12 protein-coding genes and 1 pseudogene are annotated in these 12903 nt (G+C 66.5%); 3 read left to right on the forward strand and 10 right to left on the reverse strand.

Features of this window, described 5'->3' with window-relative positions; genetic code table 11:
- Positions 1-133: 133 nt before the first annotated feature.
- On the forward strand, positions 134-1474 hold the full coding sequence (locus tag S58_RS20815; protein ID WP_015667343.1) for a TROVE domain-containing protein: 1341 nt from the start codon (positions 134-136) through the stop codon (positions 1472-1474).
- Positions 1475-1539: 65 nt separating this feature from the next.
- Here S58_RS20815 and S58_RS20820 read toward each other — a convergent pair whose 3' ends face one another.
- The 10 genes and pseudogenes from S58_RS20820 to S58_RS20860 all read right to left on the reverse strand — a co-directional run bounded on the left by S58_RS20820 (position 1540) and on the right by S58_RS20860 (position 10440).
- Positions 1540-2538, reverse strand: coding sequence for a glycerophosphodiester phosphodiesterase family protein (locus tag S58_RS20820; RefSeq protein ID WP_015667344.1), 999 nt, complete (start codon positions 2536-2538; stop codon positions 1540-1542).
- A gap of 69 nt (positions 2539-2607) precedes the next feature.
- A pseudogene (locus S58_RS20825) lies at positions 2608-3090 on the reverse strand (NADAR family protein); the annotation flags it as partial.
- 12 nt (positions 3091-3102) lie between these two features.
- The gene (locus tag S58_RS39355) at positions 3103-3231 is read right to left on the reverse strand and encodes a hypothetical protein (protein WP_277996590.1); all 129 of its coding nucleotides are present in this window, start codon (positions 3229-3231) and stop codon (positions 3103-3105) included.
- Between the two features lie 305 nt (positions 3232-3536).
- Positions 3537-4133 carry a hypothetical protein gene (locus tag S58_RS20830; RefSeq protein ID WP_042340838.1) on the reverse strand — a complete coding sequence of 199 codons (597 nt, stop codon included), beginning with the start codon at positions 4131-4133 and terminating at the stop codon, positions 3537-3539.
- Positions 4134-4247: 114 nt separating this feature from the next.
- Positions 4248-4679, reverse strand: coding sequence for a hypothetical protein (locus S58_RS20835; RefSeq protein WP_015667348.1), 432 nt, complete (start codon positions 4677-4679; stop codon positions 4248-4250).
- A gap of 860 nt (positions 4680-5539) precedes the next feature.
- Complete coding sequence (locus tag S58_RS20840; protein ID WP_015667349.1) at positions 5540-5884, reverse strand: Lin0512 family protein; 345 nt, start codon at positions 5882-5884, stop codon at positions 5540-5542.
- A gap of 73 nt (positions 5885-5957) precedes the next feature.
- Positions 5958-6728, reverse strand: a complete 771-nt coding sequence (locus S58_RS20845) for a DeoR/GlpR family DNA-binding transcription regulator (RefSeq protein ID WP_015667350.1) — start codon at positions 6726-6728, stop codon at positions 5958-5960.
- Positions 6728-8416 carry an ABC transporter permease subunit gene (locus S58_RS20850; protein ID WP_015667351.1) on the reverse strand — a complete coding sequence of 563 codons (1689 nt, stop codon included), beginning with the start codon at positions 8414-8416 and terminating at the stop codon, positions 6728-6730. Before S58_RS20850 ends, S58_RS20845 begins: the two co-directional genes overlap by 1 nt.
- Positions 8413-9420 carry an ABC transporter ATP-binding protein gene (locus S58_RS20855; RefSeq protein ID WP_015667352.1) on the reverse strand — a complete coding sequence of 336 codons (1008 nt, stop codon included), beginning with the start codon at positions 9418-9420 and terminating at the stop codon, positions 8413-8415. The genes S58_RS20850 and S58_RS20855 overlap by 4 nt, the downstream gene beginning before the upstream one ends.
- 12 nt (positions 9421-9432) lie before the next feature.
- On the reverse strand, positions 9433-10440 hold the full coding sequence (locus S58_RS20860; RefSeq protein WP_015667353.1) for an ABC transporter substrate-binding protein: 1008 nt from the start codon (positions 10438-10440) through the stop codon (positions 9433-9435).
- Between the two features lie 287 nt (positions 10441-10727).
- On the opposite strand from S58_RS20860, the gene S58_RS20865 reads away from it, so the two are divergent.
- On the forward strand, positions 10728-12113 hold the full coding sequence (locus S58_RS20865; protein ID WP_015667354.1) for an ethanolamine ammonia-lyase subunit EutB: 1386 nt from the start codon (positions 10728-10730) through the stop codon (positions 12111-12113).
- Positions 12113-12898, forward strand: a complete 786-nt coding sequence (gene eutC, locus S58_RS20870; RefSeq protein ID WP_015667355.1) for an ethanolamine ammonia-lyase subunit EutC — start codon at positions 12113-12115, stop codon at positions 12896-12898. The genes S58_RS20865 and eutC overlap by 1 nt, the downstream gene beginning before the upstream one ends.
- Positions 12899-12903 lie beyond the last annotated feature (5 nt).

Genomic DNA, 12903 nt, shown 5'->3' on the forward strand with positions numbered 1-12903 from the left:
TCTCGAACGAAGGGCTGATCTTCAGACCCGGTTCGAAGCTCGTCGGATCGAGCGTGTGGCTGCCAGCAATGGCAAGTCAGCCTCGCCCCTTCCCCGGCAATTCTATCCATCATCAACCCAAGAGGAGGCCACCATGGTCAGGCTCAACACGTTCCTGCGCGCCTTCACCCATGAGGGTGCGCCATCCCGACAGCTCCCGCCCGTCCAGGCGCTGCAGCGCACGCTGATGAGCTGCCTGCTGTGGGAAGACCAGTTCTACGAGGACGGGATCGCGATCGCCGATCGCATCAAGTCGCTCGTGCCGCAGGTCGAGCCGCGCGAGGTGGCTCAGCTCGCGGTCCGTGCGCGCGAGGAGATGAAGCTGCGGCACGCGCCGCTGCTCGTCGCCCGCGAGATGGCGCGGCTGCCACAGCACCGTGCGCTGGTGGCCGAGACGCTGTCGCGCATCATCCAGCGGCCGGACGAGATGACCGAGCTGCTCGCCATCTACTGGGCGGACGCTCTCGGTCCGCAGCAGCAGCGCAAGCGGCAGCCGGTCTCGGCCCAGGTCAAGAAGGGGCTGGCGAAGGCGTTCCCCAAGTTCGATGCCTATCAGCTCGCGAAGTATGACCGCGAGGGGCCGGTGCGGCTGCGCGACGTCCTGTTCCTGGTTCACGCCAGGCCCAAGGACGCCGCTCAGGAGGCGGCGTGGAAGCAGCTCGTCGATGGCGAGCTGGCCTCGCCCGACACCTGGGAGGTCGCGCTGTCGGCCGGTGCGGACAAGCGTGCGAGCTTCGAGCGGCTGATCGCAGAAAAGCGGCTCGGGGCGCTGGCGCTGCTGCGCAACCTGCGCCTGATGCAGCAGGCGGGCGTGCCGCGGGCAACCGTCGCGGCCGCGATCGAGACGATGCGGACGGACAGGATCCTGCCGTATCGGTTCATCACGGCGGCACGGCACGCGCCCGACTTCGAGCCTGAGCTCGAGCAGGCGATGCTGCGCGCGATCAAGAGCTACGCGCGGCTTCCGGGCCGCACGCGGCTGCTGATCGACGTCTCCGGCTCGATGTTCGCGAGCCTGTCCGCGAAGTCGGAGATGACGCGCGCGGACGCAGCGTGCGGGCTGGCGATCCTCGCCCGCGAGGTCTGCGACGAGGTGGAGATCTTCACGTTCAGCGACGCTGTCGTGAAGGTGCCGCCGCGCCGCGGCTTTGCGCTGCGCGATGCGATCCTCGGGTCGCAGCCGCATTCCGGGACCTATCTCGGTCGTGCGGTCAAGGAGGTCGACCGCAACGGCGACCGCTTGATCGTCTTCACTGACGAGCAGAGCCACGATCCGGTGCCATCGCCTCGGGCGCGCGGGACCATTGTCAACGTGGCGTCGTACCAGCACGGGGTCGGCTACGGACCCTGGACGCGGGTCGACGGCTTCTCCGAGGCCGTGATCGCCTGGATCGCGGCGCAGGAGGAGAGCTCGCGAGGCGCGCCCCTGCACTGACGACAACGGACCCGGACGCGCCACAGGCGCGCCCGGGTCTTCCTGCGACAACGTACGTTCGACAACTACTTCACTTGATCGCCTCGCGGAGCCCGCTTCAGCAGCGGCGCCACGGTTTCGATCTCATCGGTCATCACGCCTCCGTCGAAGTTCTCGGGCAGCCGGGCGATATCGTCGGGCGTATCCAGCCCGGCAGAGAACGACTCGCCGTGATAGGAGCCGATGACGAAGGCGCTGCTTCCGGCTCGTGCCATTCGCTGGAGGAATCGATCCGGCCAGCCCCAAAGCCAGGGCGCGACGTTGATCGGAGCCAGGACCAGCATGTTCCGGCACGCGGACGGAATCAGCCCCGTCCAGCCGTAGCCGATATAGCGAAGCAGGCAGCCCTTCAGCATGCCGCGCGACATCACCTTGAGATCCGGCAGCGCGGCCCTGAGCATCGCGATCGGCGCGTCGCCGCCATAGACCATCAGCCGGCTGCGTTGTGCCGCATCGATCTGCGCCAACGCCGCCGCAAGCAGCCGGCCTTCCGTGGGATCATTGCTCTTGATATTGATCAGAAACGACCTGTCCGGAAACGTCGCTAAGACCTCGTCCAGCGACGGCATCAAGCCGATGCCCTTGCCGCGAAACGGGAAGGTCTGGCCTCCATCGGCCGTGTACCCATAGCCGATGTCGAGGCGCCGCAGCTCCGTCATCGCATGCTCGCGCGTGACGCCCTTGCCGTCGGTGCGGCAGTCGAGCGTCCAGTCATGGAACACCGCGAAGAGGCCGTCAGTGGTCGGATGCACGTCGAATTCGACGATATCGGCGCCGGCGGCGAAGCTCGCGCGCATGGAGGCGATGGTATTCTCGAGATAATCATGAGTTGGCCGCAGCATGCGCGCAGCCGTGCAGGTATCGCCCGTCAGACCGGTGCGATCGAATTGCTGCGACACACCGCGATGGGCCAGGAGCAGCGGCCGCCCAGCCGTCTTCGCGACCAGCAGACTGGTGTTGTTGACGAACACGAAGCCGGCGCACAGCAGTGCGAGCAGGCCAGCGCATTTCCAGAATCTGCTCACGCGATGCCAATTCCGAGATGATTCGAGCCGAATTGCATCTTTGGCTGCTCAAGGCGGCAAGATTTCGCCCTAGCTTGGTTGCGTGTTCGGCGCATGGGAGCAGCGGAACACACTAATCAATCCACCGCTGTAATCGGGAGACCTCAACCGAGCCGAGCGCGGGCCTTCATCAGCGCGAAGCCCAGCAGGTTGAGGCCGGGCCAGACGGAGGGATCGCGCGCCCCGGGGATCGTCGGCTGCAAGGCCGATGCCCCAGATGCGATCGACCGGGCTCGCTTCGACCAGCACGGCATCACCGGTGGAGCGCAGCCAGTCCGCGAGTGCCGGGTTCTGGCCGAATTTCGCGACATTGCCGTGCACCGCCACCTCGAAGCGGTGGGCGGTCCAACGCGCATCATCGAAGCCGCGGACAGCCCGGCCGAGCTTCTTCGCCTGCGATGGACCAGGCGCTGCCAGAATGGCGTCGTGCGTCTCCTGATCACCGAACAACGCCGCCTTCTGCGCCATCATGTAATGCTCGGCGGTCGCATAGGCCCGCCCATCGAGCGCGAACGCAGCCGGCCACTACTGGCTGAGCACGTGCTTGCCGATCTCGTCCGTCCTGGCGGTGTGTCCCCAGAACAGCAGTAGCTCCGGCGTGCGACCGTCGGCGATTGCGGCCTTCAGAGATTCGACATCTTCGATTGGCATCACGACCACCATCTCGTTGCGGGCAGCGGCCGGGTGTGCCAGATTTTCCTGCGATGGACAAACTTGTCGTGCGTGAGCCACGACCCTTACGCTCCGAACGCGCGCAAAATTCGGCCGCTTTAGAATCGGAGGTTGACGGGGCTAGCCGAACTTCTCGGGGCGAGGGCGCGCCCGGGTCCTGACGCTCATCGGGCCCGAGGGCGAAACCGAGATCCGGGTGTCCTGAACGCAACCGGACAGCTCACGAGACTTGCCCCGCGCATCTCGCTCCGCAGCCAGGCCCACGCGCGCACGATGAAGCTTGCGCCTCAATCGCTGTCCTGCTGCGGTCTTGGCAGATCGAGGGCCGAGCGCAGCCGTCCCTGCCCCCGTCGATACAAGGTCGCGTAGCTCGCCGGCGCCAGCAGGTCCGGATGCGCTTCGAAGCCGTCGACGACCTTGTTGAAGGCGATCTCGCCGCAACCCGGTGTGGCGCAATCCCGCTTGTGTTTCGGGCAGGTGCTGAAATAGCAGAGACGTCCGAGATAGCGGTCGGTGCCGGGCGCGATCAGGAAGATCTCGACCTGATGGCCGACCGTGCCGGGCCCCGTGCCGGCCTTGTAGGCGGCGGCCAAGGCTCCATCGCGGGCCCTGCGGATGTCGCCCAGCCGATGCTGCGAGCTGATCCACACGGCGAGATCGAGATCCTTGCATTCGTGCCAGACCTCGACGCCAGCGCGGCGAAAATCGCGAAAGCGCGGCACCTCCTTCCACAGCGGCTTGGCCACCGAGCCGATCACCGCAATCGCCTCGATCTCCTCGAACGCAGCCAGCGCATCGGTCACGATGTCGGCAGCCCGGCGGAAGTCGTGCTGCTGCCGCAGGAGAATGTCGTTCTGCTGCTTGATCTCGGCGCGCGATACCATGTCATTCCGGTCGGCTGTGTGCGGACCAGCCTTCAACCAGGCCGCCTCCGCATCGAGACTGAGCGGGCTCAATCATCAATGACCTCGGTATCAGCCTCATTCGTGACGACGACATCAAACTTGGTCGCACCGGTCGAGGTCGTCTGGTTGCCCCACCTCGACCACACCGAGCTGATCCTCGGCCGGCCCTGCCAAAGCCACGGTCTGTACACTCCAGCTTCCATCGGCATTGTACGTCACGTTGAACGTCGTGTATCCGGGCGTCGCGTCGCACACCGCCGCGTTGATCGACGCGTTCGTGAAGTTCACGACGGTCCCGGCGGGATATTCCCCAGTCTGGACGTAGAAGATCATGACCGGCTGGCAGTCGATATCCATCAAAAATGTGAGATGAGCGTCCGACGTGGCGTGGGGCGGCGAAGCCTGGCTATCGAGACTATTCGCATAGACCTGCAGTTCACCCGAATACACCGCCAGCTGCTGAAAGATGAAAAAGTTCTGCAGGTCGAGGCTCTCGTTGATGACATTGATAGTAATGGTGGCCATGTTGATCTTCTCTCCGCCGATGGTTTCCCAAGTTCGCCTCGAGCCGCAACGATCCCGGAGGCAACAACAGCCTGACGCATCAGCCTATCTATAATACCTCTTCTTTAATACTTCTTTTGGTTGTGCGACCGGCAAGTCGGGTTCTATGTTGGCTCCACCTCTGCCCGACGGGCGACTCAAGCACCGATTTGCCGACAGCGGCAGGCTTTCACCGCGCTCCGCGTCGCCGTCGCCCGACGCACGGCGAACGGTCTTCCAGCAACGCCCTCAATGCGTTGGCGGTGACGAGGTCACGCAAGCCAAAATTTCACTTTCGTTTTTTCGGAATCTGTGAAACAGTGTGCCCATCCCGCCTCGCCATGAGGGGCGCTTCGCGGTCGTCACGAACGTGGAGGCGGTGATGCGACGGGCACATTGTGTCGCAGCATGGCTTTGCCGTGCGGACGAACGACAGGGTGCGCCGGCGAAATCGTGTGGTCCTGACCTCCCGACGCCGAGGTCAAGCCGGCCGAGATGATGATCGGCAGGCGACGGGGGCAATCAAGCCGGTCCCCGGGGAGAGCACGTATAAGCCGCAAAACCGTTGCGCAGGGAAGGCCGGAATGTCCGGCTGAGCCTGTGGTTCCTGCCCCGTGCACTTCTTCACGCACGGGGGCCGCGGGTATCAGCGGATACCCGGTCTTCCCTGCGCCCTCTGTTCGAAAGAGGGACATCGTTCGGACACCACCCGGGTGCGCAACGCATCGCGGGATCGCGATCGCACATCCCGCTGTTTGACATCTGCATCAGACACGCCCGCGCCGATGCAGGCGCCGGCTCAAACTGCTCAGAGCTACTTGCCGAAGCTCATTTGCCCAAGGCTACCTGCCATCGTCGAGATGCACCAGCACCGCGGCATTGGCGATGATGATCGCGTCGCTGCCGGCCTCGGCCGGAATCTCCAGCCCGCCCTTCACGGCGGTGACGGTTACCGTGCCGTAGGGCAGCTCCTTGGCGACCGCTGCGGTGTCGACGGCCTCCGGATTCGGCACGCCGATGGTGACGTCCACGAACATGTCCTGCGGCGTCTTGCCGACCATGCGAAAGAAGCCCAGGCTGGAATGGCGGATCGCATCCGACACCGCGCGCCTGGCGGCCTTGGTGGCATCGCGGCCATGGACGTCGACGCCCATGCCCATCTCGGTGATACAGCGGACGCGCGCCATGTGTGTTCCCTCTTATTGTGTGGTTGGCGCGCGACCTTAGCGCGCGCGATGCCAAGTGCAACCGCTGCAAGCCTCAGGCGATCACGACGTCGCCGACCACGCCGCGCAGTGCGCCGAGCGCGGGTTCCTCCGCGGCGCGCGCATCGGTGATCAGGCTGTCGATGCGCTCCGGCGCGCAATAGGCGACGCGGCTGGTCTGGCCGATCTTGCTGTGGTCGGCGAGGATCAGCACGCGCCTGGCGGCTGCCGCCATCGCGCGGGCGACGTTGGCCTCCTCGATGTCGAAGCTGGTCGCGCCGTAGCGGTGGTCGACGCCGACCGGCGACAGCAGCGCGACGTCGGCCTGGAAGCGCTGGATCTCGGCAACAGTGGTCGAGCCGAACGTCGCCGGCAGGGTGCTGCCGAGCTCGCCGCCGAGCACGATGACGCGGTTGCTGCGCTCACTCGGGGCGCCGCCGATGATGGTCGCGACCTCGAACGAGTTGGTGACGATGGTCAGGCCCGACAAAGTCGCGAGCTCGCGGGCGAGGATCGAGACCGTCGAGCCGACGTCGAGAAACAGCGTCTGGCCTGGGCTGACCATGCGCGCCGCCGCCTGCGCGATCCGCGTCTTCTCGGCCAGCCGCACGCGGGCGCGCACCGTGATCGGCGGCTCCGCCTCCGGCGCGATCGCGGCGACGCCGCCATGGACACGGCGAAGCTCGCCGCGCGCCTCCAGCGCCAGCACGTCGCGGCGCACGGTCTCGCGGGAGACGCCGAGATCGGTGGCGATGCGGTCGGTGGTCGCGCGACCGACGGTGGCGAGCAGCGCGCGGATGCGCTGATGGCGGTCCTCCTGCAGCATCAGCGACGTCCGCTCCGCGCCGCCAGCCATTTCAGCGACAGCTGCATCACCAGGGCGGCGGCGCAGACCACCGCCATGATGCAGGTCGAGAACGCCGCGGCCTGCGACACGAAGCCGGCCTCGTCGAGCCGCATGACGGAGACTGCGGCGATGCCGAGCGAGGGCGTGACCAGGAAGATGACCGCGGACAAGGTCACCATCGAGCGCATGAACAGGAAGAAGAACACGGAGACCAGCGTGGGCGACATCACGGGAACGATGACATTGGCGAGCACTTGCGCAGCGCCGCTGCCGAGGCAGGTCGCCGCCTCCTCCAGCGCCGGCGGCACTGCGCGCATGCCGGTCACCATCGTGAGGAAGCCCTGGGTATGGTAGTGATAGAAGTTGCACAGCGCGAGCAGCAAGGTCGAGCCGTACAGCACCGACAGTGGCGATCCCGCGATGTTGAAGGCGAATATGTAGGACAGGCCCAGCACGAGGCCGGGCACGCCGACCGGCATGACGGCGACGAGATAGACGATCTTGGCCGGCCACGACGGCAGCCGGCGCAGGCCATAGACCAGCGCGAACAGCAGCAGCGTGCCGAGCCCCGCGGCGAACAGCGACACCAGGAGCGAGGTCCACAGCGGCGCGTAGCCGCCGCTCAGCGTGATGTCGTAATGCTTGAGCGTAAAGCTCAGCCGGTACGGCCACAGCCGCATGAAGCTGGCATAGACGACGACGCCGATGACCGCGAGCACGGAGAGGGTCGAAAGGCCCGTGACGATGGACAGCGGGATGTCCCGCGCCGGCACGAAGCTCTGTTGCGGCGGCACCGCGCCCTCGGACCCGCCGCCGAACTGGCGCTGCGCCGCGACGCGCTCGATATAGACGGCGAGGCCGGTCGGCGCGAGCAGCAGCAGGCCGACCGCGGCGCCAATGCCGAACTTCATCTGCCCGGTGACCTGGTTGTAGATCTCAGTCGCCAGCACGGCATAGTCGCCGCCGATAACGGCGGCATTGCCGAAATCGGTGATGGTGACCGTGAACACGACGAAGCCGGCGCTGAGCAGGCCGAACTTCACGTTCGGCAGGGTGATGTCGACAAACTGCCGCCAGCGCCCCGCCCCCATCACCTCGGCGGCGTCGTAGTAGCGGGCGTCGGCATGGGAGAGCGCCGCTTTCAGGATCAGCACCGCCTGCGGAAGAGCATAGAGCACATCGGCGATCAGCAGACCCGGGAAGCCGTAGATGTCGATGCGCTTGCCGAGCATCCCGCTGATCAGCCCGTTGCGTCCGAGCAGGAAGATCAGTCCGAGGCCGAGCACCAGCGACGGCGCCAGCATCGGCAGCGCCAGCACCGCCGAGACGATGCGCGCACCGGGCACGCTTGTGCGGGTCATCGCATAGGCCTGCACGAAGCCGAGGATCAGGCAGACGGCGGTCGTGGCGATGCCGAGCGTCAGGCTGTTGAGCGTCGCCTTGAGGATGCCGGGCGTGCGCAAGAGCGCGAGATAGTTGGCAAAGCCGATGCTGCCGTCGTCGGCGACCAGGCTGCGCCACAGCATCATCGTCAGCGGGAAAACGAAGAAGATGAGCAGCGCGAGGCACGGCAGCGCGATGGCGGCGGCGATCAGCAGGCGATCATTGCCGGCCCGCCGCAGGCGAAAGCTGCTGCGCTCGCCGATCTCGACGGCAGCCAGACTCACGCGCGCACCCAGCCGCAGCCGGCGGCGTCGGCGGACACGGCAACCGCGGTGCCCGGCGTGACGCCGTCGACAGGACCGGTCTGCACCATCAGCTCGCGGCCCTTCCAGGCAACGCGGGTGCGGCTGATGTTGCCGAGGAAGGTGACGTCGACCACCCTCGCCTCGCCGGCGTCGAGAGGTTGAAGCCGGACATGCTCGGGACGCAGGCAGGCGAGATAGTCCGCATCGGCGCCATCAGGCCGCGAGGTCAGCAGCGCCGGCATCGCGTCGCGCACCCAGTCGGTCGGCAGCAGATTGCTGCTGCCCATGAAATCGGCGACGAACTTCGTCGCAGGGCGCAGATAGAGCTCCTGCGGCGCGCCGACCTGCTCGATGCGGCCGGCATTCAGGCAGACGATGCGGTCGGACAGCATCATCGCCTCCTCCTGGTCGTGGGTGACCATGATGGTGGGGATGCCGAGCCTGCGCTGCAGCTCGCGGATCTCGACGCGCAGGTCCGCCCGCACCTTGGCGTCGAGTGCGGACAGCGGCTCGTCGAGCAGGATCAGCCGGGGATCGACCGCCACGGCGCGGGCCAGCGCGACGCGCTGCTGCTGGCCGCCGGAGAGCTGGTAGGGCAGCCGGTCGGCCAGATGAGGCAGCTTGATCAGCTCCAGCAACTCGGCGACGCGCGCCGTGATCCTGGCGCGATCGACCTTTCGGATGCGCATGCCGTAGCCGATATTCTCGGCCACCGTCATATTGGGGAACAGCGAGTAGGACTGGAACACGATGCCGAAGCCGCGCTCACGCGCCGGCACCGCGCTGAGGTCCTGGCCGTCGAGCAGCAGCCGGCCAGAGTCCTGGGTCAGCAGGCCTGCGATGATGCGGAGAAGCGTGGTCTTGCCGCAGCCGCTCGGCCCGAGCAGGCAGACGAACTCGCTGCCCTCGACCTTGAGCGAGATGCGGTCGAGCGCGATGAACTCGTCGAACGTCTTGTGCAGGCGGTCGAGCTCGAGCGTCATGGCGGCCCCCGCTCAGCGGCCGATGCTGGTCTGCCAGTTTTTCAGGATGCCGTCGCGCTCCTTGGCCGAGCGGGTGAAATCGATCGGATACACCGCCTTGGCGACATCGGCCGGGAAGCCCGCGGTCTGCGCCGCCTTCGACGGCGCGGTGCCGGCGATGGTCACGAGCTCCTTGTAGCTGGTGTAGAGCGCGGCGGCCTTGGGCGACAGCGTCCAGTCGAGGAAGCGCTTGGCGTCGGCCTTGTTCCTGGCCGCCTTCATCAACCCGGAGGCCTCGAGCTCATAACCGGCACCGTCGGTCGGGATCACCATCTTGATCGGAAAGCCCTCCTCGATCGACTTGATCGCGGCGAAGGCGAGCGAGCCGCCGATCGCGAATTCGCCGCTACGCGCGGCCTTGCAGGGCCGCGAGCCGGACTTGATGTATTGGGCGACGTTGCCGTCGAGGGCTTTCAGGAACTGCCAGCCCTTCTCCTCGCCCTGCGACTGCAGGATGCCGGCGACCTGCATGTAGCCGGTGCCGGACGAGACCGGGTTCGGCAGCACCACCTCGCCCTTGTAGACGGGGTTGGTGAGATCCTTCCACGACGTCGGCATCGGCAGGTTCTTTGCCTTCAGCACCTCGGTGTTGACGCAGAACGCGGTGACATACCCGGTCGCAGCGAACCAGCTCGAATCGGCGCCCTTGGCGGAGGCCGGCAGCTTGTCGGCGCCCTTCGGCTCGTAGGGTTCGATGAGCGCAGTGATGCGTGGATCGAGCATGTTGGTGACGGCCCAGCCCCAGATCACGTCATGCTGCGGATTGCCGGCCTCGGCGATGATGCGGGCGCCGAGGTCGCCGGTCGACAGCCGGAGCACCTTGAGATCGACGTCGGGCATCGCGGTCTTGGCCGCCTTCACGTAGTCGGCGATCTCGTCCTCTTCCAGCGCCGTGTAGACCGTTACCGTCCCCGCCTGTGCCACGGCGCCGAGCAGAAGCAGAGCGAGACTGGCGGAAAGGCCTTTCAACAGCTGCGACATGATCCTGTCCCCCGGAGGTTGCGGCGCGGGCCAGATCCCGCGCGGCGGCCTGTGCATTTGAGTGATTATTTGCAAATTTGTGGAACCGCGTCTACGCTGATTGCGCATATGTCGTGCAAATCAGCAGATGCCTACGATGCAGGCATCGTCGGTCGGCAGTGCGCCCGCCTCGCGTGCTGCGCTTCGCGCACGCGGTTTGCAGGCACCAAAACGCGCGGGCGTTTGTTTGCGATGACGACACCTGCCGCTGGTAGTCACCCAGTGTGACGAGACAGGACAGAAGGCCGATGAGTTTTTCACACACGCTGGGCGGCACGATTTATCGCTTCAACGATCTCAAGACGCTGCTCGCGAAGGCGACGCCGTTGCGCTCGGGCGATGTGCTGGCTGGCCTCGCGGCGCAGAATGCGGCCGAGCGCGTCGCGGCGCGGATGGCGCTCGCCGATCTGCCGCTGCGTCACTTTCTCAACGAGACCGTCATTCCCTATGAGAGCGACGAGGTCACGCGGCTGATCGTCGACCAGCATGACGGCAACGCCTTCGCTGCTGTCGCGAGCCTCACGGTCGGCGCTTTCCGCGAATGGCTGCTGTCGGATGCGACCGACGCGGCGACGCTCGCTGCAGTGTCGCCCGGCCTCACGCCGGAGATGGTCGCGGCCGTCTGCAAGATCATGCGGCTGCAGGACCTCGTCACGGTCGCCGCCAAATGCGAGGTCGTCACCCGCTTCCGCTGCACCATCGGCCTTCCGGGGCGGATGTCGACGCGGCTGCAGCCCAATCATCCGCTCGATGATCCCAAGGGCGTGGCGGCCTCCATCCTCGACGGCCTGATGTATGGCGTCGGCGATGCCACCATCGGCATCAACCCGGCGAGCGACGACGTCGACACCATGGTGCGGCTGCTCGACATGATCGACGCGTTGCGTCTCGCGTCGAACGCACCGATCCAGTCCTGCGTGCTGGCGCATGTCACGACCGCGCTGAAGGCGATCGAGCGCCGCGCGCCGGTCGATCTCGTGTTCCAGTCGCTCGCCGGCACCGAGGAGGCCAATCGCGGCTTCGGCATCACGCTGTCATTGCTCGACGAGGTGCTGGCCGCAGCTGAAAGCCTGCAGCGCTGTCCTCCCGGCGGCAATGTGATGTATTTCGAGACCGGACAAGGCAGCGAGCTGTCATCAGCCGGACATTCCGGCGTCGATCAGCAGACCTTGGAGGCCCGCTGCTACGCGGTGGCGCGGCGCTACCGGCCGCTGCTGGTCAACACCGTGGTCGGCTTCATCGGCCCGGAATATCTCTACGACGGCAAGCAGATCATGCGCGCGGGGCTGGAAGACCATTTCTGCGGCAAGCTGCTGGGACTGCCGATGGGCTGCGACGTCTGCTACACCAACCACGCCGAGGCCGACCAGGACGATATGGACGCCCTGCTCACGCTGCTCGGCGTCGCCGGCTGCACCTACATCATGGGTGTGCCCGGCGCCGACGACATCATGCTGAACTATCAGAGCACGTCGTTCCATGACGCGCTCTATGTCCGCAAGGTGCTGGGCAAGCGCGCGGCGCCGGAGTTCGAAGCGTGGCTGGCTGCCACCGGCATCAGCGACATCAAAGGCGAACTGAGCTTCGAGCCGGCGCGGCTGATGCCCTCCCTGCCGTTGCTGGAGGCCAAGTGATGAGCGGCTCCGACGACAGCACGCCGGCAACATCGGCCTCAGACGATTGGAACTGGCTGTCGCGCTACACCGAGGCGCGCATCGCATTGGGCCGCTGTGGTCCCGGCGTGCCGACGTCCGCCCATCTCGGCTTCCAGGCGGCACATGCCGAGGCCCGCGATGCCGTGCTGAAGCCGTTCGACGCCGAAGGCTTTGCCGCCGAGGTCGCCGCACGCGGCTGGCCGGCGCTGGCCGTGCATAGCCGCGCCGCCGACCGCAGCATCTATCTGCAACGCCCCGACGCAGGCCGCCTGCTCTCGCCTGTATCAGAAGCGCTGCTGTCGGAGCCGCGCGCATCCGCCGACATCGTGCTGGTGATCGCCGATGGATTGAGCAGCCGCGCCGTGCAGGTCAACGCCCTGCCCGTGCTCGATCCGCTGATGCCGCGTCTCACGGCAAGCGGCCGGCGGCTGTCACCGGTCATCGTGGCATCGCAAGGACGCGTCGCGCTTGCCGATCACATCGGCGAGCTGTTGGGCGCGTCAGCCTCGATCATCCTGATCGGCGAGCGGCCGGGCCTGAGCGCCGCCGACTCGCTCGGCCTCTACCTCACCTGGATGCCGCGCCGCGGCCGCGTCGATTCCGAACGCAACTGCATCTCCAATGTCCGCCAGGGCGGGCTCGCGCCTGCCGATGCCGCGGTCCAGGCCGCCGAACTGATCGAACGCATGTTCCGGCATCAGGCGGCCGGGGTCGGCCTCGCCCGGCTGCCGCAACTGCCGCCGCCCGAGGGAGACGGCGTGTGATGATG

The organism is Bradyrhizobium oligotrophicum S58 (assembly GCF_000344805.1).
GTDB classification, from domain to species: Bacteria; Pseudomonadota; Alphaproteobacteria; order Rhizobiales; family Xanthobacteraceae; genus Bradyrhizobium; species Bradyrhizobium oligotrophicum.

Coding starts and splice junctions, on each gene's coding strand:
- S58_RS20815 (WP_015667343.1), top strand. CDS start 134: ATGGTCAGGCTCAACACGTTCCTGCGCGCCTTCACCCATGAGGGTGCG.
- S58_RS20830 (WP_042340838.1), bottom strand. CDS start 4,133: ATGGTATCGCGCGCCGAGATCAAGCAGCAGAACGACATTCTCCTGCGG.
- S58_RS20835 (WP_015667348.1), bottom strand. CDS start 4,679: ATGGCCACCATTACTATCAATGTCATCAACGAGAGCCTCGACCTGCAG.
- S58_RS20840 (WP_015667349.1), bottom strand. CDS start 5,884: ATGGCGCGCGTCCGCTGTATCACCGAGATGGGCATGGGCGTCGACGTC.
- S58_RS20845 (WP_015667350.1), bottom strand. CDS start 6,728: ATGCTGCAGGAGGACCGCCATCAGCGCATCCGCGCGCTGCTCGCCACC.
- S58_RS20855 (WP_015667352.1), bottom strand. CDS start 9,420: ATGACGCTCGAGCTCGACCGCCTGCACAAGACGTTCGACGAGTTCATC.
- S58_RS20860 (WP_015667353.1), bottom strand. CDS start 10,440: ATGTCGCAGCTGTTGAAAGGCCTTTCCGCCAGTCTCGCTCTGCTTCTG.
- S58_RS20865 (WP_015667354.1), top strand. CDS start 10,728: ATGAGTTTTTCACACACGCTGGGCGGCACGATTTATCGCTTCAACGAT.
- eutC (WP_015667355.1), top strand. CDS start 12,113: ATGAGCGGCTCCGACGACAGCACGCCGGCAACATCGGCCTCAGACGAT.